Consider the following 20,420-nt stretch of genomic DNA (forward strand, 5'->3'; position numbering starts at 1 on the left):
TAGCGGAGGGAAACGGAAATGCGCGCTCACGAAGCGGGGGCACTGCACGGCGACCTCGGGGTCCGGGGGCCGGCCTGGCTGCGTACCCCGGAGGACGTCAACGCGCTGGTGCCGCAACTGTGGCCGCGCAACGTCACGCGCGACGCCGACGGCGCCCTCGTGGTCGCCGGCCTCGACGTCCGCGAACTGGCGGCGGAGTTCGGCAGCCCGGCCTACGTGCTCGACGAGGACGACCTGCGGTCCCGCTGCCGGGACTTCCGGGCCGCCTTCCCGGACCAGGACATCTACTACGCCGGCAAGGCTTTCATCTGTCGGGCCGTGGTGCGGGTGATCGCCGAGGAGGGCCTGTTCCTGGACATCTGCTCCGGCGGGGAGCTGGCGGTGGCACTGGCCGCCGGCATGCCGCCGGAGCGGATCGGGTTCCACGGCAACAACAAGTCCCCGGCCGAGCTGGCCCGGGCCGTCGACGCCGGGGTGGGCCGGATCGTCGTCGACTCGTTCCACGAGATCGACCGGCTGACCGCGCTGGCCCGGGACCGGGGCGTCCGCCCGGAGGTGCTGGTCCGGGTCACCGTCGGGGTCGAGGCGCACACCCACGAGTTCATCGCCACCTCGCACGAGGACCAGAAGTTCGGCTTCTCGCTGGCCGGTGGTGCGGCGGCGGCCGCCGCGTTCCGGATCCTCGACGACGACGTGCTCGAACTGCGCGGGCTGCACTCGCACATCGGCTCGCAGATCTTCGACACCAGCGGCTTCGAGGTGGCCGCCCGGCGGATCCTCGGCCTCCAGGCGCAGATCCGGGACGCGCGCGGGGTCGAGCTGCCGGAGCTGGACCTCGGCGGCGGGTTCGGCATCGCGTACACCACCCAGGACGACCCGTCGACGCCGCACGATCTGGCGAAGCGGATCAACAAGATCGTCGACGGGGAGTGCGAGGGGCTGCGGCTCGCGGTACCCCGGCTCTCGATCGAGCCCGGTCGGGCGATCATCGGTCCGGCCGTCCTCACCCTCTACGAGGTCGGCACGGTCAAGGACGTGGACGGGATCCGCACGTACGTCAGCGTCGACGGCGGGATGAGTGACAACATCCGTACCGCGCTGTACGGGGCCTCGTACTCGGCGACGGTCGCCTCCCGGCGGTCCACCGCCGAGCCGATTCTGGCCCGGGTGGTGGGAAAGCATTGCGAAGCCGGGGATGTGGTGGTGAAGGATGAATTCCTGCCCGCTGACGTGCAGCCAGGAGATCTTCTCGCCGTACCCGGAACGGGCGCGTACTGCCGGAGCATGGCCAGCAACTACAATCATGTTCCCCGGCCGCCCGTCGTGGCGGTCCGGGACGGTCGCGCGCGGCTGATCGTCCGGCGGGAGACCGAAGACGATCTGTTGGCACTGGATGTGGGTTGACGCGTCCAGCCGCATCCGACAGTTCCGGCCCACAGAGGAGTTCGACGCCATGCCGACAACCGGCGCCACGCCCGATCGCCCAGCCCTCCCGATGGCGAAAGCCAGGGACCTCGCGGGCGGTTCTTGATGACGAAGCCGGTCCGTCTGGCTCTGCTCGGTTGCGGCACCGTCGGCGCGGAGGTGGTGCGCCTCCTGCACGAACAGGCCGCAGATCTGACCGCGCGGGTCGGTGCGCCACTGGAGATCGCCGGGATCGCGGTTCGCCGGCTCGGCCGGGACCGGGGTGAGCTGCCGGTCGACCCGGCGCTGTTCAGCACCGACGCGCTCGGCCTGGTCAAGCGGGACGACATCGACCTGGTGATCGAGGTCGTCGGCGGGATCGAGCCGGCCCGGAGCTGGCTGACCGAGGCGCTGCGGGCCGGCAAGAGCGTGGTCACCGCCAACAAGGCGCTGCTGGCCGAGGACGGCGGGGTGCTGCACGACGCGGCCGCCGAGGGCGGGGCCGACCTCTACTACGAGGCGGCGGTGGCCGGGGCCATCCCGCTGCTCCGCTCGCTGCGCGAGTCGCTGCACGGTGACTCGATCACCCGGGTCACCGGCATCGTCAACGGCACCACCAACTTCATCCTCTCCGCGATGGACGCCACCGGCGCCGGTTTCACCGAGGCGCTGGACGAGGCGACCGAACTCGGCTACGCGGAGGCCGACCCGACCGCCGACGTGGAGGGCTTCGACGCGGCCGCCAAGGCGGCGATCCTGGCCTCGCTGGCCTTCCACACCCGGGTCACCGCCGCACACGTGTACCGGGAGGGCATCACCGAGGTCACCGCCGCCGACGTGGCCAGTGCCAAGGCGATGGGCTGCACCATCAAGCTGCTCTGCATCGCCTCCCGGGGCCCGGACTCGGCCGGCACCGACTCGGTCAGCGTCCGGGTGCACCCGGCGATGATCCCGGTCAGTCACCCGCTGGCCAGCGTCGGCGACGCCTTCAACGCGGTCTTCGTCGAGGCGGACGCCGCCGGTGAGCTGATGTTCTACGGGCGCGGCGCCGGGGGAGCACCGACCGCCAGCGCCGTACTCGGCGACATCGTCGCGGCGGCCCGCAACCACCTGGCCGGGGTACGCGCACCCAGCGAGTCGGCGTACGCGGCGCTGCCGATCCGGCCGATGGGGGAGGCGGTCACCCGCTACCACATCAGTCTCGACGTGGCCGACCGGCCGGGCGTACTGGCCGCGGTCGCCGGTGTCTTCGCCCGGCACGACGTGTCGATCGCCACCGTGCGGCAGGCTCCCGCCCCGGCCGGGTCGCCGGACGGCACGGCCGGACCGGTGGGCCGGGGCGGCGACGCGATCCTGGTGATCGTCACGCATGCCGCACCGGACGCCGCGCTCACCGCCACCGTCGAGGAGTTGCGCCGGCTCGACATCGTCCGGTCCATCGCCAGCGTGCTCCGCGTGGAGGGCGGCGATCGGTAGCCGGCGGCGACCGTCAGCCAGCTGCCACCCGCTACCGGTAGCCGTGGTGGCGACCCGGTAGCTGGTGGCGACCGGTAATCGCGGTGGCGACCGGCAGTCACGGTGGCGACCGGCAGTCGGCGTACCGCCGGATCGGCCCTGTCCCGCCAGATGGTTAGCCGGTGGTGCGGGTGCGGCGGATCGGCCACCCTGGGTCACCGTGGAGGAGGTGCCCGCCGCCGACGGCCGGGGCGGGGCCGTGACGCGAGGAGAGCGACATGTGGCGGGGCTTGATCGAGGCGTACCGGGACCGGCTGCCGGTCAGCGAGGCCACGCCGGTGATCACCCTCAACGAGGGGAACACTCCGCTGCTGGCCGCTCCGGTGCTCTCCGCCCGGCTCGGCTGTGACGTCTATCTCAAGGTGGAGGGCGCCAACCCGACCGGATCGTTCAAGGACCGGGGCATGACGCTGGCGGTGTCCCGGGCGGTCGAGGCCGGCAACAAGGCGATCATCTGCGCCTCGACCGGCAACACCAGCGCCTCGGCGGCGGCGTACGCGGCCCGGGCCGGGCTCACCTGCGCCGTGCTGGTGCCGCAGGGCAAGATCGCGCTGGGCAAGCTGGCCCAGGCGTTGGTGCACGGCGCCCGGCTGCTCCAGATCAACGGCAACTTCGACGACTGCCTGTCACTCGCCGCCAAGCTGGCCATGGACTACCCGGTGGCCCTGGTGAACTCGGTCAACATCGACCGGCTGCACGGTCAGAAGACCGCCGCGTTCGAGATCGTCTCGGCGCTCGGTGACGCCCCCGACATCCACTGCCTGCCGGTCGGCAACGCCGGCAACATCTCCGCGTACTGGATGGGCTACCTGGAGGAGACCGAGGCCGGCAACGCGACCCGCCGGCCGAAGATGTACGGCTTCCAGGCCTCCGGCGCCGCCCCGATCGTCACCGGTGAGGTGGTCCGCGAACCCTCCACCATCGCCACCGCGATCCGGATCGGCAACCCGGCGAGCTGGACCAAGGCGATCGACGCCCGGGACGCCTCCGGCGGGCTGATCTCGGCGGTGACCGACCGGGAGATCCTGTCGGCGTACCGGCTGCTCGCCCGCGAGGTGGGGGTCTTCGTCGAGCTGGCCAGCGCGGCCAGCGTCGCCGGGCTGCTGCAACAGGCCGCCGAGGGGCGGGTGCCGGCCGGCTCGACCGTGGTCTGCACGGTCACCGGGCACGGGCTCAAGGACCCGGAGTGGGCGATCTCCACCGCCCCGTCGCCGATCACCATCCGCAACGACGTGCCCACCGCGGCCCGCGCCCTCGACCTGGCCTGACCGGCGCTCCCCGAGCGGCGTCTGCGGTCCGCCGTCCGATGCGGTGCCGACCAATCCGCCGCTGCGACGGTCGGATCGAGCCCTCTCGGGACCACCACCGGTGTTCCGCCGGTCCGGCCGGCACGGCGGTTTCGCCGGCCGGCCGGAACTCCGGACCCGTCAGGCGGTCGGATCGATGGTCCGGACCTTGGTGAGCCAGCCGACGCTCGACGGGCCACCGTAGCTGAGACCGTACGCGGTGCCGGTCAACGCGGTGACGACGCTCGTGGTCACCACGGTCCGGCCGTTCTCGTCGATCCGCGTGGAGCGGGTGGGCTCGGTGTTGGGAGTCCAGGTCGCCTGGATGGTGGTCTCGCCGACGTCGTACTCCTCGGTGCACGTCTCCTGCTCCTCGAGGATCCGACAGGTGCGACGGATTTCCTGGTAGGGCAGGCTGGCCGAGACGGTCGCACCGGTCAGCGAGAACGAGAAGCGGCGTACCGGTACGTCGTGCGAGTTCCGGAAGACGTGGTTGCAGACGTACGCGCCGTTCGCCTCCGCGCACTCGTAGTCGGTCCATTCGACGTCGATCGTGGTGCTGCCGTCGCCCCGCTTGGTCACGTCGACAGCCATCGACACCCGGCTCTCGGCGCTCTGGAACAGGGCGTGGGCGTGCTTGGTGATCGTGTCCGCCGAGGCGGGTGCCGGTGGGATCAGGGCCGATGCGCCCACGGCGGCGCCGATGACCAGCAGGGCGCGATGGATACGGGTCACGTTGCTCCTCAGCAGATGGTAGGGAAGGTCACCCTATGCGCCCGGCCCGACATTCTTGTCGGCCGTCGCCCGACTCCGACCGACCGGTGGGGCACGGCCCGCACGGCCGCCCGCTTCGGCTGATCCGCGCGCCCGTAGCGACCCCGACCGGGCCCCGCGTCCCGGTCGGAACGACGGGCTGAGATGGTGCTGAGCAGGGGTTGCGTCCGGGTCGGTCACACCAGCAGGCTGCGCCGAACGCCCCGACACCGGGGCGCTGCTCCGGGTCAGGCAGACTTTCTCCTGCCGACGACCCCGGAACGGGCGCGATCGTACCTGTCGCGCCAACTCGATCACCAGGAGTGAGCCCGCTGATGTCGTTCCTCGCCAGACTCAGTCTCGCCAACCGAGGACTTGTCGCGCTCATCGCGATCGTGGTCACGGGGTTCGGCGTGTACGCCGTACCGTCGCTGAAGCAGCAGCTCCTGCCCTCGCTGGAGTTCCCGGCGGCCTTCATCGTCGCGCCGTTCCCGGGGGCCGGGCCGGAGGTGGTGGAGCAGCAGGTCGCCGAGCCCATCGAGAACAGCATCCAGGGGATCGCCGGGCTGACCAGGGTCACCTCGACATCTCAGGAGGGCAGCGCGCTCCTCCAGGTGGAGTACGAGTTCGGCACCGACCTGGACGACGCGGTCAACAAGATGCAGACCGCCCTGAACCGGCTCTCGCTCCCGGAGAACGTCGAGCCGCAGGTGATCGCCGGCAGCACCGACGACCTGCCGGCGGTGGTGCTGGCGGCGGCCGGCAACGGTGACGAGCGGGCCCTGGCGGACAAGCTCGCCGAAATCGTCGTACCGGAGCTGGAGTCGATCGACGGTGTCCGTACCGTCGAGGTGACCGGCGCCCGCGACGAGCAGGTGGTGATCACCCCCGACCCGGTCAAGCTCGCCGCGTCCGGCGTCGCGCCGACCGCGATCGGCGAGGCGCTGCGGGCCAACGGTGTGACCATCCCGGCCGGGGCGCTGACCGAGGCCGACCAGACCCGGACGGTCCAGGTCGGCGACCAGATCGACTCGGTGGAGGAACTCGCCGGCATCTTCCTGCCCGGCCGGTCCGGCGGCCAGCCGGTCCGGCTCGGCGACGTCGCCACCGTGCAGCAGCAGCTCGCCGCGCCGACCTCGTTCACCCGGACCGACGGCACGGACAGCCTCGGGATCATGGTCACCGCCACCCCGGACGGCAACGCGGTGCGGATCTCGCATGACATCCGGGACCGGCTCGCCGAGCTCTCCGGCGCCTCCGGCGCCACCCTCACCGTCGTCTTCGACCAGGCGCCCTTCGTCGAGAAGTCGATCGAGAGCCTGACCACCGAGGGACTGCTCGGCCTGGTCATGGCGGTACTGGTGATCCTGGTCTTCCTGCTCTCGGTCCGGTCGACCCTGGTCACCGCGGTCTCCATCCCGCTGTCGGTGGTGGTGGCGCTGATCGCGCTCTGGATCGGCGACCACTCGCTCAACCTGCTCACCCTCGGCGCGTTGACCATCGCGGTCGGCCGGGTGGTCGACGACTCGATCGTGGTACTGGAGAACATAAAACGCCATCTCGGGTACGGCGAGAACAAGCGCACCGCGATCCTCGGCGGGGTACGCGAGGTGGCCGGCGCGGTCGTCGCGTCCACGCTCACCACGGTCGCCGTCTTCACCCCGATCGTCCTGGTCGGCGGCTTCGTCGGCCAGCTCTTCGCACCGTTCGCGATCACCGTCACGGTGGCACTGCTCGCCTCCCTGCTGGTGTCGCTGACCATCATCCCGGTGCTGGCCTACTGGTTCCTCCGGCCGGCGAACGGTGGCGGGACCGAGGAGGAGGTCCGGCGGGCGGCCGAGGAGAAGGAGCTACGCAACCCGCTGCAACGCGGGTACCTGCCGGTGATCCGGTTCGCGACCCGGCGGCGCTGGCTCACCGTCGGCCTCGGCCTGGTGGTGCTGCTCGGCACCTTCGGCCTGTCCACCCGCCTGGAGACCAACTTCCTGGACGACTCCGGGCAGGACACCCTGAGCATCAGCCAGGAGTTGCCGGTCGGCAGCAGCCTGGCCGCGACCGACACCGCCGCGAAGCAGGTGGAGCGGGTCATCTCCGGCACCGACGGGGTCGAGTCGTACCAGGTGACCGTGGGCGGGGGCGGCGGCAACCCGTTCGCCGGCGGAGGTGGCGCCAACGAGGCGAGCTTCTCGGTGGCGCTGACCGAGGAGGCCGACGCCGGCCAGGTCGAGGACGCGCTCCGGGCCGAGTTCGACAAGCTGACCGGGGTCGGTGAACTCAGCTTCGGCGGAGCCGGTGGGCCGGGCGGCGGCGCGGTCGACGAGGTTCAGGTGATCGTCCGCGCCGCCGACCAGGAGGTGCTGTCCCGGGCGAGCGAGCGGGCGCGGCAGGCGATGTCGGAGGTCGCGGACGTCACCGACGTACGCAGCAGCCTGGCCGACAGCGCCCCCCGGATCGACGTCACGGTGGACCGGGCCGCCGCGGCCCGGCTCGGGCTCTCCGAGGCGGCCGTCGGGCAACTCGTCGCGCAGCAGTTTAGGGGCAGCCCGCTCGGCCAGGTGTCACTGGACGGTCGGCAGCAGGACGTGGTGCTGCGTACCGGGCAGCCGCCCGCCGGGATCGAGGAGCTCCGGGCCCTGCCGGTGGGTCCGCCCGGCCCGGCCCGCGTGGTGACGCTCGACGACGTCGCGGACGTGACCGAGGTGCAGGGGCCGCTCGCGGTGACCCGGATCGACGGCGAGCGCAGCGTGACGGTCAGCGGTAAGGCGACCGGCTCCAACCTGGGCGCCACCACCACCGCGCTGCGGGAGAAGCTGGACGGGATCGAGGTGCCGGGGGCGACCTTCGAGATCGGCGGCGTCAGCGCCGAGCAGCAGAAGGCCTTCGCCGACCTGGGGCTGGCGGTACTCGCCGCGATCGCGATCGTCTTCGTGATCATGGTTGCCACCTTCGGCAGCCTGGTCCAGCCGCTGATCCTGCTCGTCTCCATCCCGTTCGCGGCGACCGGCGCGATCGGGCTGCTGCTGGCCACCGGCACGCCGCTGGGCGTACCGGCGCTGATCGGTGTGCTGATGCTGGTCGGCATCGTGGTGACCAACGCGATCGTGCTGATGGACCTGATCAACCAGTACCGGGCCAGGGGGATGGGCGTGGTCGAGGCGGTGGTCGAGGGCGGCCGGCGCCGGCTGCGACCGATCCTGATGACCGCGATCGCGACCATCTTCGCCCTGCTGCCGATGGCGCTCGGACTCACCGGCGAGGGCGGGTTCATCTCGCGACCGCTGGCGATCGTGGTGATCGGCGGCCTGATCAGCTCGACGCTGCTCACCCTGGTGCTGGTGCCGACCCTCTACACCATGGTGGAGAACACCAAGGAGCGGATCCGGCGCCGCCGGTCCGGCGCGGGGTCGGCCGGGCCCGACGACGCGGCCGGGTCCGGGGTACCGGCCGGTGAGCCGGTCCCGGCCGGTCCCGGTGCCCGCGCCGCCGGGCCGGCCGGCGGATCGCCCGGCCCGGTGCCGGCCGCGCCATCCGGTGCGCTGATCGACGGTACGGACCAGTTCGAGGTGCTCCGGCTGCCGAAGAGCCGGAGGTCCCCACTGCCGCCGGAGAGCTGACCGGTCCGCCGTCGTCCGCGGCTGCGCGGGACGGCCGGTAGGGTTCCGGTACGTGTCGTCTGCAGTTTCAGTCCTTACCCGGAACCGGGACTTCCGCCGCCTCTTCACCGCCGAACTGGTGGTCTTCGGTGCCGACTGGTTCGTGATGGTGCCGCTGCTGGTGCTGCTACCGGAGCTGACCGGCAGCGGGGTGTGGGGTGCGCTGGTACTCGCCGTCGACAACAGCATCCTCGCCCTGCTGCTGCCGTACGCCGGCACCGTCGCGGACCGGCTGGACCGCAAGCGAATCCTGATCGTGGCGAACCTCACCGCGCTGACCGCGATCGTGCTGCTGCTCGGGGTACGCGGTTCCGGCACCGCCTGGCTGGCGCTGGTGGCGGTCGGCGGGGTGGCGGTGGCCAAGGCGTTCTACTCGCCGGCCGCCTCGGCGGCACTGCCGAACGTCGTCGATCCGGAGGACCTGGCCGCGGCGAACGCGATCGCCGGCTCGGCGTGGGGCACGATGAGTATCGTCGGGGCGTCCCTCGGCGGTGTGCTGACCGCCGCCGTCGGCCCGTACACCTGCTTCTGGGTGGCCCTGGTCGGCCTGGCGGTGGCCGCGGGGCTGACCTGGCTGATCCGCCGCCCCATGCAGCAGCCGCGCGACCACGGCCTGGCTGTGCCTCGGCCGTGGGTGGCGCTCGGCGAGGCGACGCGCTACATCGGGCACCGGCCCCGGGTGCTGGCACTGGTCACCGTGAAGAGCGCGGTCGGACTCGGCAACGGCGTGCTGACGGTCTTTCCGCTGCTGGCCACCGTCTACGGGGTCGGCCCGATCGGCACCGGCCTGCTCTTCGCGGTACGCGGCGCCGGCGCGGTGGTGGGACCGCTGCTGATGCGCCGGGTGCTGAAGCACCGGTCCTGGCTCTTCACCGGACTCGCCCTGTCGATGTCGCTGTACGGGCTCGGCTACCTCGGCGTGTCGGTGACCCGGTGGTTCCCGCTGGTGCTGGTACTCGTCTTCGTCGCGCACCTGGCCGGCGGCAGCAACTGGGTGATGTCCAACTACGCCCTGCAGGCCGAGGTGCCGGACCGGTTGCGGGGCCGGGTCTTCGCCACCGACATGATGCTGGCGACCGTGGCCATCGCGCTCAGCCAGTTCGTGGTGGCCGGGGTGGTGGACCACGTCGACCAGCGGGTGGTGCTGGCCGGTTGCGGCCTGACCACCCTGGTCTACGCGCTCGGCTGGTGGGTCGCCACCCGACGCCTCGCCCCCTCCGCCGACGAGAGTCCCTCCGCCGACGAGAGTCCCACCCCCACCCGGTCCACCCCCATCCCCGCCGATCCACCCCGTGCCGCCTCCTGAGCCCGCGCCGCCTCCTGAGCCCACGCCGCCTCCCGGCGCCGTCCTGGTGGCGCCTCTTTCCGGGAAGGAGTTGCTGCGGCCGGCGCGGTAAGGACTCTTTCCGGGAAGGAGTGGCCGCTTTCGGGAAGGAGTGGCCACGCATCCTTTGGGAGCGACGCGACGACGGTGAGTATTTGGGGCCTGCGGGGGTAGGTGGGGGTATCGACACGGTGACGGGCGTTCGGGTGAGCAACCGCCTCGCGCGGTGGCGCGGCGGTCGGCTGCTGCATCCGCGTGGGATCTCGTTCACCGGCGATGTCGAGCTCTCGGGTCCGCTCGCCGACGGTCTGGCCGGCGGCTCCGGGCGGTACCCGGGGACCGTGCGGCTCTCGCGGGGCACCCCGACTCCGGAGGGCTGGCCGGACCTGCTGGGGCTCGCCGTCCGGCTGCACCTCGCCGGTGGCCCCTTCGATCTGCTCCTGTCCAGTACCGGTCGGCCGCCGCTGCTGCGGCACCTGCCCGTGCCGCGCCGCGACTTCGCCGGGCCGTACGGGAGTCTGCTGGCGTACCGGTTCGACGGGCGTCGGACGTACCTGTTGGCGTGTGCCGACGGTCCCCTCGGGAGTTCCCTCGACGAGGTGGCCGACCTCGCCGCCCGTGCCGGGGCCCGGCTGAACCTGCTGGCAGCCGGGGTACGCGGCCCGTGGCGGACCTTCGGCCACGTCGTCTTCGGCACCCGGCTGCCCGCGGAGACCGACGCCGCGCTCGCCTTCGACCCGGCCGGCCGGCACGGTTCGGAGCTGCGGCCCAGGGGACTGCTCCAGTGGCTGCGGGTCAACAGCTACGCCTCCTCCCAGCGGGCGCGGGGCGCCGCCGAGGACCAGACCCGGCTCTCCTGACCGCAGCTGAGCTCCCCTGGCCTCACCTGAACCCGCTTGGCCTCACCTGAACCTGCCTGACCTCTACCTGAGCCCGCCGGGCTCGACGCGGAGGCGTTGCCCGGATATCCTCGTGATATCACATCGCTAGCAGGGAGATGTCATGGAACGAGCCGCCTTCCGGATCTCGGGGTTCATTCCCACCGCGATCATGCTGGTGCTGGCCGGCATCGGAATCGCGATCGTCATGCCGGCGTTCGGCGGACCGGGCCTGGATTCCCGGATCACCGTGGTCACCGTCGGCTACGCCCTGGTCGGTGCGGTGGTGGCGACCGGATACACCGTGGTCAACCCGAACGAGGCGCAGGTGGTGCAGTTCTTCGGCCGCTACGTGGGGACCATCCGGCAGGCCGGGCTCCAGTGGACCTGGCCGTTGACGGCGCGGCAGAAGGTCACGCTCCGGGTACGTAATTTCGAGACCGCCCGGCTCAAGGTCTCCGACGCCGACGGCAATCCGGTGGAGATCGCCGCCGTCGTGGTGTGGCAGGTGGTCGACACCGCCAAGGCCGCCTTCGCGGTCGACGACCACGTCGAGTACGTCGCCGTGCAGTCCGAGGCGGCCGTCCGGCACCTGGCCACCAGCTACCCGTACGAGGCGCACGACTCGGGCCGGGCCAGCCTGCGGGACAGCGCGGTGGTCAGCGACGAGTTGACCTCCGAGCTGCGCGAACGCGTCGAACTGGCCGGCGTGGAGGTGCTGGAGTCCCGGACCACCCACCTGGCGTACGCCCCGGAGATCGCCCAGGCGATGCTCGCCCGGCAGCAGGCGAGTGCGATCGTGGGTGCCCGGTTCAAGATTGTCGAAGGTGCGGTCGGCATGGTCTCGAACGCCCTGGACCGGCTGCGCGAGGAGCACGTGGTCGAGTTGGACGAGGAACGGAAGGCGCAGATGGTGGCGAACCTGCTGGTCGTGCTCTGCGGTGACCGGGCCGCTCAGCCGGTGGTGAACACCGGCTCCCTCTACGGATAGTGTCGCGCCCTCATGGCGGAACGTAAGAAGCTCCTGCTCCGGCTCGACCCGCAGGTCTACGAGGCGATCGCACGATGGGCCGCGGACGACATCCGCAGCGTCAACGCCCAGATCGAGTACGCCCTCCGACTGGCGCTGCGCTCGGCCGGCCGGACGGTCAGGCCGGCCCGGCGCGGTGTTCCGGCCGGACCGGACGGCTCGGGGTCGGACGGTTCGGGGTCGGACGGCGCGGGGTCGGACGGCGCGGGGTCGGACCCGGCCGGGCCCGGCCCGACCGGGTCGTACAGCTCGGGACCGGACGGCGAGCCGTTGGCGGGAGCGGACCCGGACGGTGCCGGCCCGGACGACCCCGCGCCGGCCTGACCGGTACTCCCCGGGGCGCCGGGACGGTCGACGCCGTCCCAGCGCCGGACCGCGCAACCCGATGCCGGCCACCGGCCGCCTAGCATGAGCCGATGCGGCCGACTTTCGTTTCCGAACCGGTCCGGGTCCGGGTGCCGGCGACCAGCGCCAACCTCGGCCCGGGCTTCGACGCCCTGGGTCTGGCGTTGGCGCTCTACGACGATGTCAGCGCCCGTACGGCGCCGAGCGGCTGCCGGGTCGAGGTGACCGGGGAAGGTGCCGGAGAGCTGCCGGCCGGCGAGGATCATCTCGTGGTCCGGGCCATGCGGGCCGGTTTCGACGCCCTCGGCGTACAGCCGCCGGGACTGGTCGTGGAGTGCGTCAACCGGATCCCCCAGGCGCGCGGCCTGGGATCTTCGTCGGCGGCGATCGTCGCCGGGATCCAACTGGCCCGGGCGCTGGTGGCGGACGGACCGGGCCGACTCGACGACGCGGCGGCGCTGCGCCTGGCGGCCGAGGTGGAAGGACACCCGGACAATGTCGCCCCGTGCCTGCTCGGCGGGTTCACCATCGCCTGGACGGAGGCGGGCGGTCCGGCCCGGGCGGTCCGGTTGCCGGTCGCGCCGCAGGTCCGGGCCACGGTCTTCGTACCCGAGGAGCGCGGGCTGACCGCGTCGGCCCGCGCGGTGCTGCCGGCGACGGTGCCGCACGCCGACGCGGCCCGCAACGCCGGCCGGGCCGCCCTGCTGGTGCACGCCCTGACCACCGATCCGGCGCTGCTCTTCGAGGCGACCGAGGACCGGCTGCACCAGTCCTACCGGGCGGCCGGGATGCCGGGCACCGCCGCCCGGCTGGCCGAGTTGCGTGCGGCTGGTGTGCCGGCTGTGGTCAGTGGGGCGGGCCCGTCGATTCTCGCGTTCACCAGCGAGGACGAGGATTTCGAGGCGGGAATGGGCTGGACCGCGCAAAGGTTGCCGATAGACGTAGCCGGGGCCCGGGTCGATGGGGGTAGACTGGAACACGCCGAGCGGGACCCTGTTGCCGCAGGTCGGAAGAGTTGATTACGCTCTAGACCTAGCACAGCCGCGAAGCAATGCGACTCCTGCGGGTCGGTGCACCCCCGAAGCTTTCGGCGGTCAGCCCGTCTCACCCCTGCCTAGGTCTACGCCGCACCGCAGTTTCCACAGGTCGCCGCAGGCGGCGAGACCTACCCGCCGATGTTGGTGGGTCGGGAAACCAACCGGCTGCTGTGTTACAGACTCCCGTGACGCGTCAAGCGAGACGGGTGTACCGAGGCCGCCCGGCCAGCCAGCACTTCGGGCCAAGGGCAGCCCCGGCCTTATCGAGGGAAGGAATCCATTGAGCGACACCACCGACGTGACGTCGGATGTTTCCAACGTCGCTGGCGAAGCCACCACAGGCGCCACCCGTCGTCGGCGGACCGGCACCGGGCTGTCGGCGATGCTGCTGCCAGAGTTGCAGAGCCTGGCCGCGTCGCTCGGCATCTCCGGTACGGCCCGGATGCGCAAGGGCGAGCTGATCGCCGCCATCTCGGAACGGCAGGCTGGTGCCACCAACACCGCGAGCGGCGGCGCGCCGCGCCCGCGCGCCGAGGTGTCGGCCGCGGCTGCCCCGGCTCGCGAGGAGGTCCGGGCCGAGGTGCGGGACAGCGCCGACCGGCCGGACGGCGAGCGCCGGGCCGCCGAGGCGGTACCCGCCACCGCCGCCGCTGGCGGCGATGGTCGGTCCCGCACGTCGCGTCGGTCCAGCCGGGCCGCCGCCACCGCCGAGGTGGATACCGAGGCGGTGCCGACGGAGCGGACCGAGCGCCCGGAGCAGGCCGAGCGTGGCGACCGGCCGGAGCGCGGTGACCGAGCCGAGCGTGGCGAGCGGGCCGAGCGCGGCGAGCGGGCCGAGCGGGCCGAGCGCGGCGAGCGGGCCGAGCGTGGCGACCGAGGTGACCGAGGTGACCGGGCCGAGCGCGGCGACCGTGGCGAGCGGGCCGAGCGCGGCGAGCGTGGCGACCGGGCCGAGGGTGCCGAGCGGACCGACGGTGGCGAGCGCGGAGACCGCGCGGACCGGGGCGAGTCGCGCAACGGCCGGGATCGCAACGAGCGCGGTGACCGGGGCGAGCGCGGCGAGTCGCGCAACGACCGTGGCCAGCGTTCGGCGGACCGGGACAACGACGGCGACGACGACGGCGAGGGCGGCGGCCGGCGCAGCCGGCGGAGTCGCTTCCGGGACCGCCGTCGGGGCCGCGGCGACCGGGCGGAGAGCGGCGAGGGCGGTGGCGGCCGGGAGCCGCAGGTCAACGAGGACGACGTGCTCGTCCCGGTGGCCGGCATCATCGACGTACTGGACAACTACGCTTTCGTCCGGACCACCGGCTACCTCTCCGGCCCGAACGACGTCTACGTGTCGATGTCCCAGGTCAAGAAATACGGCCTGCGTCGCGGTGACGCGGTCACCGGCGCGGTGCGCGCGGCCCGGGAGGGCGAGCAGCGGCGGGACAAGTACAACCCGCTGGTCCGGCTCGACACCATCAACGGGATGGACCCGGACGAGGCGAAGCGGCGTCCCGAGTTCTACAAGCTGACCCCGCTCTATCCGCAGGAGCGGCTCCGGTTGGAGACCGAGCCGCACATCCTGACCACCCGGGTCATCGACCTGGTGACGCCGATCGGCAAGGGTCAGCGGGCGCTCATCATGTCGCCGCCGAAGGCCGGTAAGACCATGGTGTTGCAGGCGATCGCGAACGCGATCACCCACAACAACCCGGAGTGCCACCTGATGGTCGTGCTCGTCGACGAGCGGCCCGAAGAGGTCACCGACATGCAGCGCTCGGTCAAGGGCGAGGTTGTCGCGGCCACCTTCGACCGCCCGCCGCAGGACCACACCACGGTCGCCGAGCTGGCGATCGAGCGGGCCAAGCGCCTGGTCGAGCTGGGCCACGACGTGGTCGTACTGCTCGACTCGGTGACCCGGCTCGGCCGGTCGTACAACCTGGCGGCACCGGCCAGCGGCCGGATCATGTCCGGCGGTATCGACTCCACCGCGCTCTACCCGCCGAAGCGGTTCCTGGGCGCGGCGCGGAACATCGAGAACGGCGGCTCGCTGACCATCCTCGCCACCGCGCTGGTGGAGACCGGTTCCGTGATGGACACGGTCATCTTCGAGGAGTTCAAGGGCACCGGTAACGCCGAGCTGAAGCTGGACCGGAAGATCGCCGACAAGCGGGTCTTCCCGGCCATCGACATCCACACCTCCGGCACCCGTAAGGAGGAGATCCTGCTGGCCCCGGAGGAGCTGGCGATCACGCACAAGTTGCGCAAGGTGCTGCACTCGCTCGACTCGCAGGCGGCGCTGGATCTGCTGCTGGACCGGCTCAAGCAGTCCCGGACCAACATCGAGTTCCTGATGCAGATCGCGAAGTCGACGCCGGGGGAGTGACACCTCCGGCACCCTGAGCAGTTGGTGGGGCCCGGCCGAACTCGGCCGGGCCCCACCGTGCGTCTCCGGGCCGGTTTCAGCGGAGCAGGACGTCGATCACTCCCGTGTCGCTCTCCGCGCCGTGCCCGTCGGCGAGCCACGGACCGCCGCCGGTTGGTGGAATTTTCCTTCGGTTCAACCCGCAACTATTGAAACTTCTATACGTCGTCCGGTTGACTACCCGGCATGGTGATCCGCCGCCGATCCGCCCGCCTCGCCGGGCTACTGCTCCTGGTGCCGTCCCTCACCCTCGCCAGCCCGGTCCCGGCGTACGCCGAACCGGTGCGCACGGTGTCCCGGCCCGTTCCGGCCGCCGCCACCGCGCCGGAGGAGGCCCCGGCCGCCTCGTCGTACCCGGCACCGTCGTCCGCGCCGGTCCCGGCCGACGCCGCCGACGGGATCGTGACCGACACCCGGACCCGGCCGGTCGCGCCCGGCCTCGACCTGACCTCCTTCGACCGGTACGACGCCAACGGCTGGCTCCGGGCCGACGCGCTCACCGCCGACCTGTCCGGCGGACTCACCGTCGACTACGTCAACTCCGGCGAGGTGGCCCGGGCCGAACCGCTGCGCCGGGCGGTCGACCGGGCCGGTGCGGTGGCCGCGGTGAACGGGGACTTCTTCGACATCAACAACTCCGGCGCGGCCCAGGGGATCGGCATCCAGAGCGGTGAACTGATCCAGTCGCCGGTGGCCGGGCACCACGAGGCGGTCGGGGTGACCGCCGAGGGCGTGGGCCGGGTGGTCCAGGTGCACTTCGACGGCACCGCCACCCTGCCGGGCGGACCGCTGACGCTCACCCAGTTCAACAACATGGTCGCGGCCGGCGGCGTCGGCGTCTTCACCCCGCTCTGGGGGTCGTACCCCCGGACCAGGGCGGTCGAGGGCGCCACCCGGGTCACCGAGGTCACCCTGATCGGCGGCCGGGTCGGCACGGTCACCCCGGCCGCCGGCAGCGGCCCGATCCCGGCCGGTACGACGGTACTGCTCGGCCGGGAGGCCGGCGCCGACGCGCTCGCCGCACTGCGCCCCGGCGACCCGGTCGACCTCCGGTACGCGCCGAAGCCCTCCGACGGCAGCACCCTGCACGCCGCGGTCGGCGGCAACCGGGTACTGGTCCGCGACGGGGTACCGCAGGAGATCGGCGACGTGAACCCCGAACCCCGGACCGCGGTCGGGTTCTCCGCCGACGGCCGTAAGATGATTCTGATCACAGTGGACGGACGGCAGGCGGACAGCCGGGGTGTGACCCTGACCGAACTGGGCCGGATGATGGCCGAACTCGGCGCGCACGACGCACTCAACCTCGACGGTGGCGGCTCCTCGACGCTGCTCGCCCGGGAACCGGGCCAGCCGGCGGTACGGGTCGAGAACAGCCCGTCGGACGGCTCCGAGCGACCGGTGCCGAACGGGCTCGCGCTCTACGCGCCGCAGGGCAGCGGACGGCTGCGGGCGTACTGGGTGAAGACCCTGCTCGACCCGGCGGCCGCGCCGGGCGTCGGGCCGGTGCGCGGCGGGCGCCCGGACCGGGTCTTTCCCGGGCTGACCCGGCGGCTCTCGGCGGCCGGCTACGACGAGACCTACGGCCCGGCGGCCGGCACGCCGCACTGGCGGGCCGAACCGGCGTCCCGGGGCAGCGTCGACCGGACCGGAGTCTTCCGGGCCCGGCGGTCCGGCGAGGTGACCGTCACCGCGTTCCGGGGCCGGGCAAAGGGCGAACTGCCGCTGACCGTGCTCGGCCCGCTGACCCGGATCGACGGCACCGTGGACAAGGTCGGGCTGGCCGGCGCCGGCGGCACCGGCTCGTTCGGAGTGGTCGGCTACGACGCCGAGGGGAACATCGCGCCGATCGAGGCGGCCGACCTGCGCCTGGAGTACGACCGGGACCTGCTGGAGGTCACCCCGGCCGCCGACGGCAGCCTCGCCGTGCGGGCCAAGGTGGACAGTGGGGCCGCCCTGGTCACGGTACGCGTCGGCGCGGCCAGCACCGTGCTGCCGGTGACGGTCGGACTCACCGACGTACCGGTGGCGATGTTCGACGACGCGGCGAGCTGGCGGTTCAGCGCCGCCCGGGCCACCGGCTCGGCGACCCCGGCGCCGGGCCGCACCGGCACCGGCCTGAAGCTGTCGTACGACTTCGGCCAGTCCACCGGCACCCGGGCCGCGTACGCCGACCCGCCCGCGTACATTCCGGTGGCCGGGCAGCCGCAGTCGTTCGGGATGTGGATCCACGCCAGCGGGAACGGCGAGTGGCCCAGCCTGCACCTGCACGACGCGCTCGACCAGCAGCACGTGTTGCGCGGCCCGTACCTGGACTGGACCGGCTGGCGCTACGTCGAGCTGGCCGTACCGGCCGGCGTGGTGTACCCGGTGCGGATCCGGCGGTTCTACGTGGCCGAGACCGACGCGGCGGCGGCGTACACCGGGGAGGTGGTGATCGACGACATCGTCGCCCGGGTACCGGCCGAGGTGGACGTGCCCGCCGAGCCGCTCCGCACCGACCGGGTGGTGCTGACCGACGGCACCGTCGACCGGGCACCCTGGCGCTTCGCGGTGCTCTCCGACGCACAGTTCGTCGCCGCGAACCCGGACAGTGACCTGGTCGCCCAGGCCCGCCGTACGCTGCGCGAGGTGAAGGCGGCCCGGCCGGACTTCCTGGTGATCAACGGGGACTTCGTGGACACCGGCTATCCGGAGGACTTCGCCCTGGCCAAACAGATCCTGGACGAGGAGTTGGGCGGCACGCTGCCGTACCACTACGTGCCGGGCAACCACGAGATCATGGGCGCCCCGATCACGAACTTCCGGTCGGTCTTCGGGCAGACCTACCGGGTCTTCGACCACGCCCCCCGCCGGGGCGGCACCCGGACCCGGTTCGTCACCCTGGACACCTCCACCGGCAGCCTGCGCGGCGGCGGCTTCGGGCAGGTACGCGCGCTGCGTACCGCCCTGGACGGTGCCGCCCGGGACCCGGCGGTCGGCTCGGTGGTGGTGTTGCAGCACCACGCGCCCCGGGACCCGACGCCGGCCCGGGCCAGCCAGCTCGGCGACCGCAAGGAGGCGGCGCTGCTGGAGCGATGGCTCGCCGAGTTCCAGAGCGGGACCGGCAAGGGGGCGCTCTTCGTCGGTGCGCACGTCGGCAGCTTCTCCGCCGACCGGGTCGACGGGGTGCCGTACCTGATCAACGGCAACGCCGGCAAGAACCCCTCCACCGCGCCGCACCTCGGCGGGTTCAGCGGCTGGACGATGTTCGGGGTCGACCCGGTGAGTCCGGCCGAGGCGGCGGCGGCCCGGCGCGACCCGCTGGCCGAGGGGCCGGAGTGGGTGAGCGCGCAGACCCGGGCGCACGTGGACCAGCTCGCCCTGGCCGTCCCGGAGACGCTGCCGGCGGGTTCGGCGGTCGCGGTCACCGCCACGGTGACCCAGCCGGGTGGCCGGCAGGTGCCGGTCGCCGCCCCGCTCTCGGCCGACTGGTCGGGATCGGCGAACCTGCACGTCGGACCGGTACGCGGCGTGCGGCCCTGGCACGCCGCCTGGTTCGACCCGGCGACCGGGCGGCTGACCGCGCTGCGCCCCGGCGCCACGGTCCAACTCGCCGTCACCGTCAACGGGGTGACCACCCGGGCGACCATCCCACTCACCCGCCGCTAGCGCGGCGCACCGGGCGAGCGGCGGACGCGGGTGGCGCTCCCCCCACGCTCACCCCTCCGCACGCTCAGCACGCGGGTGGACCTGGACGCCAGAGGCGCAATTCGGCAGCGATAGCGCATCTGGCGTCCAGGTCAGGGGCGGGTGACCGTCAGCAACGGGCGACCGTCAGCAACGGGCGACCGTCAGCAACGGGTGACCGTCAGCGGCGGGTGGACGTGGGGGCGACGGGCTAGAAGTCGCCCTCGGCGACCTGGAAGACGGTCAGGCCGAGGGCCCGCCACATCTTGACCACCTGCATCCGGTCGTCGAAGACCCCGACGACCCGGTAGCGGTCGCGGATCTCCCGGTCGAAGATCTCCCGCTTGACCACCGAGTCGCGTCGCTGGTCGCCGACGGCCCGCATGTGCAGGGCCAGGTATGGCACCCCGACGTGCTCGGCCAGCCACTGCTCGGTCGGCTCCCGGCAGGACGCGTCCCGCCCGGTGCAGAAGACCACCCCGTAGCCGGCGGCGTGCATGGCCCGGACCGCCGAGATGACGGCGGTGTTGGGCTGGTCCTCGCCGACCCGGGTCATGTCGTACGGGCTGCGCCCCGAGAGCAGCGCCACCGTGCCGTCGATGTCCACCAGGACGATCTCCGGTGCCTCCTCCGACGGCGGGCTGTAGACGGCCGCCGGCCCGCCCGGCTCGGCGGTCGGTACCGGCAGCGGCAGTGCCCGCCCGGCCAGGTAGCGCTCGTGCAGCCGCCGGATCGCCTCCTCGCCGACCCGGTCCTGCTCGGGCCGCTCGGCGTCGCGTCGGACGCACTCGTCCACCGGTACGTCGGTGAAGTCGTGCACCTCGAATGCGGCGCCGAACCGGGCGGCGAGCTGTGCCCAGTCCCGCACCGTCCGGGAGCGCAGGTTGGTGTCGTCGACGCAGACGTCCGCCCCGGCCCGTAGCAGCGCCTCGACCTGGGCCCGCTGCACGGCGGTGACCTGACCCTCGGCCCGCTGGGTGAAGAGCCGCTCGCCGTGCAGCATCCGGCGCAGGTCGTCCCGGTTCACCCGGACCACCCCGGGTTGCAGCTTCCGGGCGAAGGTGGTCTTCCCGGAGGCGGGCAGCCCGCGGGTGACGATCAGTCGGGTCATGTCTC

The 20,420-nt window shown here is 72.6% G+C and carries 13 protein-coding genes; 11 read left to right on the top strand and 2 right to left on the bottom strand.

What is annotated here, in order from left to right:
- Positions 1-18 precede the first annotated feature (18 nt).
- From lysA to thrC, 3 genes are all read left to right on the top strand, one after another.
- Positions 19-1,404 carry a diaminopimelate decarboxylase gene (lysA, locus tag EV371_RS12410; RefSeq protein ID WP_130462175.1) on the top strand — a complete coding sequence of 462 codons (1,386 nt, stop codon included), beginning with the start codon at positions 19-21 and terminating at the stop codon, positions 1,402-1,404.
- Positions 1,405-1,530: 126 nt separating this feature from the next.
- Entirely contained in the window at positions 1,531-2,880 is a 1,350-nt protein-coding gene (locus tag EV371_RS12415) for a homoserine dehydrogenase (RefSeq protein WP_130462176.1), read from the top strand.
- A 257-nt stretch (positions 2,881-3,137) separates the two neighbouring features.
- Positions 3,138-4,187 carry a threonine synthase gene (thrC, locus tag EV371_RS12420; protein WP_130462177.1) on the top strand — a complete coding sequence of 350 codons (1,050 nt, stop codon included), beginning with the start codon at positions 3,138-3,140 and terminating at the stop codon, positions 4,185-4,187.
- Positions 4,188-4,346: 159 nt separating this feature from the next.
- Here the strand turns inward: thrC and EV371_RS12425 are convergent, their stop codons facing one another.
- Entirely contained in the window at positions 4,347-4,940 is a 594-nt protein-coding gene (locus EV371_RS12425) for a hypothetical protein (RefSeq protein ID WP_130462178.1), read from the bottom strand.
- Between the two features lie 353 nt (positions 4,941-5,293).
- Between EV371_RS12425 and EV371_RS12430 the strand changes: the two genes are divergently transcribed.
- The 8 genes from EV371_RS12430 to EV371_RS12465 all read left to right on the top strand — a co-directional run bounded on the left by EV371_RS12430 (position 5,294) and on the right by EV371_RS12465 (position 19,286).
- Positions 5,294-8,572, top strand: coding sequence for an efflux RND transporter permease subunit (locus EV371_RS12430; protein WP_130462179.1), 3,279 nt, complete (start codon positions 5,294-5,296; stop codon positions 8,570-8,572).
- 52 nt (positions 8,573-8,624) lie between these two features.
- On the top strand, positions 8,625-9,917 hold the full coding sequence (locus EV371_RS12435) for an MFS transporter (RefSeq protein WP_130462180.1): 1,293 nt from the start codon (positions 8,625-8,627) through the stop codon (positions 9,915-9,917).
- A 224-nt stretch (positions 9,918-10,141) separates the two neighbouring features.
- Positions 10,142-10,795: a phosphodiesterase gene (locus EV371_RS12440; protein ID WP_130462181.1), complete on the top strand. Its 654-nt coding sequence runs from the start codon at positions 10,142-10,144 to the stop codon at positions 10,793-10,795.
- A gap of 142 nt (positions 10,796-10,937) precedes the next feature.
- The gene (locus EV371_RS12445; protein WP_130462182.1) at positions 10,938-11,804 is read left to right on the top strand and encodes an SPFH domain-containing protein; all 867 of its coding nucleotides are present in this window, start codon (positions 10,938-10,940) and stop codon (positions 11,802-11,804) included.
- Between the two features lie 12 nt (positions 11,805-11,816).
- Positions 11,817-12,167, top strand: a complete 351-nt coding sequence (locus EV371_RS12450; RefSeq protein WP_130462183.1) for a hypothetical protein — start codon at positions 11,817-11,819, stop codon at positions 12,165-12,167.
- 92 nt (positions 12,168-12,259) lie between these two features.
- Positions 12,260-13,207: a homoserine kinase gene (thrB, locus tag EV371_RS12455; protein WP_130462184.1), complete on the top strand. Its 948-nt coding sequence runs from the start codon at positions 12,260-12,262 to the stop codon at positions 13,205-13,207.
- Positions 13,208-13,505: 298 nt separating this feature from the next.
- The gene (rho, locus tag EV371_RS12460; RefSeq protein WP_130462185.1) at positions 13,506-15,596 is read left to right on the top strand and encodes a transcription termination factor Rho; all 2,091 of its coding nucleotides are present in this window, start codon (positions 13,506-13,508) and stop codon (positions 15,594-15,596) included.
- 225 nt (positions 15,597-15,821) lie between these two features.
- Positions 15,822-19,286 (top strand): phosphodiester glycosidase family protein, encoded by a 3,465-nt coding sequence (locus EV371_RS12465; protein WP_130462186.1) that lies wholly within the window; start codon positions 15,822-15,824, stop codon positions 19,284-19,286.
- A gap of 229 nt (positions 19,287-19,515) precedes the next feature.
- On the opposite strand, the gene EV371_RS12470 is transcribed toward EV371_RS12465, so the two are convergent.
- Complete coding sequence (locus EV371_RS12470; protein ID WP_130462187.1) at positions 19,516-20,415, bottom strand: phosphatase domain-containing protein; 900 nt, start codon at positions 20,413-20,415, stop codon at positions 19,516-19,518.
- Positions 20,416-20,420 lie beyond the last annotated feature (5 nt).

The sequence above is a fragment of the Plantactinospora sp. CNZ321 genome (assembly GCF_004217235.1).

Excerpts from the sequence above, each read along its gene's own strand:
- lysA (WP_130462175.1), top strand. The coding sequence starts at position 19 with ATGCGCGCTCACGAAGCGGGGGCACTGCACGGCGACCTCGGGGTCCGG.
- EV371_RS12415 (WP_130462176.1), top strand. The coding sequence starts at position 1,531 with ATGACGAAGCCGGTCCGTCTGGCTCTGCTCGGTTGCGGCACCGTCGGC.
- thrC (WP_130462177.1), top strand. The coding sequence starts at position 3,138 with ATGTGGCGGGGCTTGATCGAGGCGTACCGGGACCGGCTGCCGGTCAGC.
- EV371_RS12430 (WP_130462179.1), top strand. The coding sequence starts at position 5,294 with ATGTCGTTCCTCGCCAGACTCAGTCTCGCCAACCGAGGACTTGTCGCG.
- EV371_RS12445 (WP_130462182.1), top strand. The coding sequence starts at position 10,938 with ATGGAACGAGCCGCCTTCCGGATCTCGGGGTTCATTCCCACCGCGATC.
- EV371_RS12450 (WP_130462183.1), top strand. The coding sequence starts at position 11,817 with ATGGCGGAACGTAAGAAGCTCCTGCTCCGGCTCGACCCGCAGGTCTAC.
- thrB (WP_130462184.1), top strand. The coding sequence starts at position 12,260 with ATGCGGCCGACTTTCGTTTCCGAACCGGTCCGGGTCCGGGTGCCGGCG.
- EV371_RS12465 (WP_130462186.1), top strand. The coding sequence starts at position 15,822 with ATGGTGATCCGCCGCCGATCCGCCCGCCTCGCCGGGCTACTGCTCCTG.
- EV371_RS12470 (WP_130462187.1), bottom strand. The coding sequence starts at position 20,415 with ATGACCCGACTGATCGTCACCCGCGGGCTGCCCGCCTCCGGGAAGACC.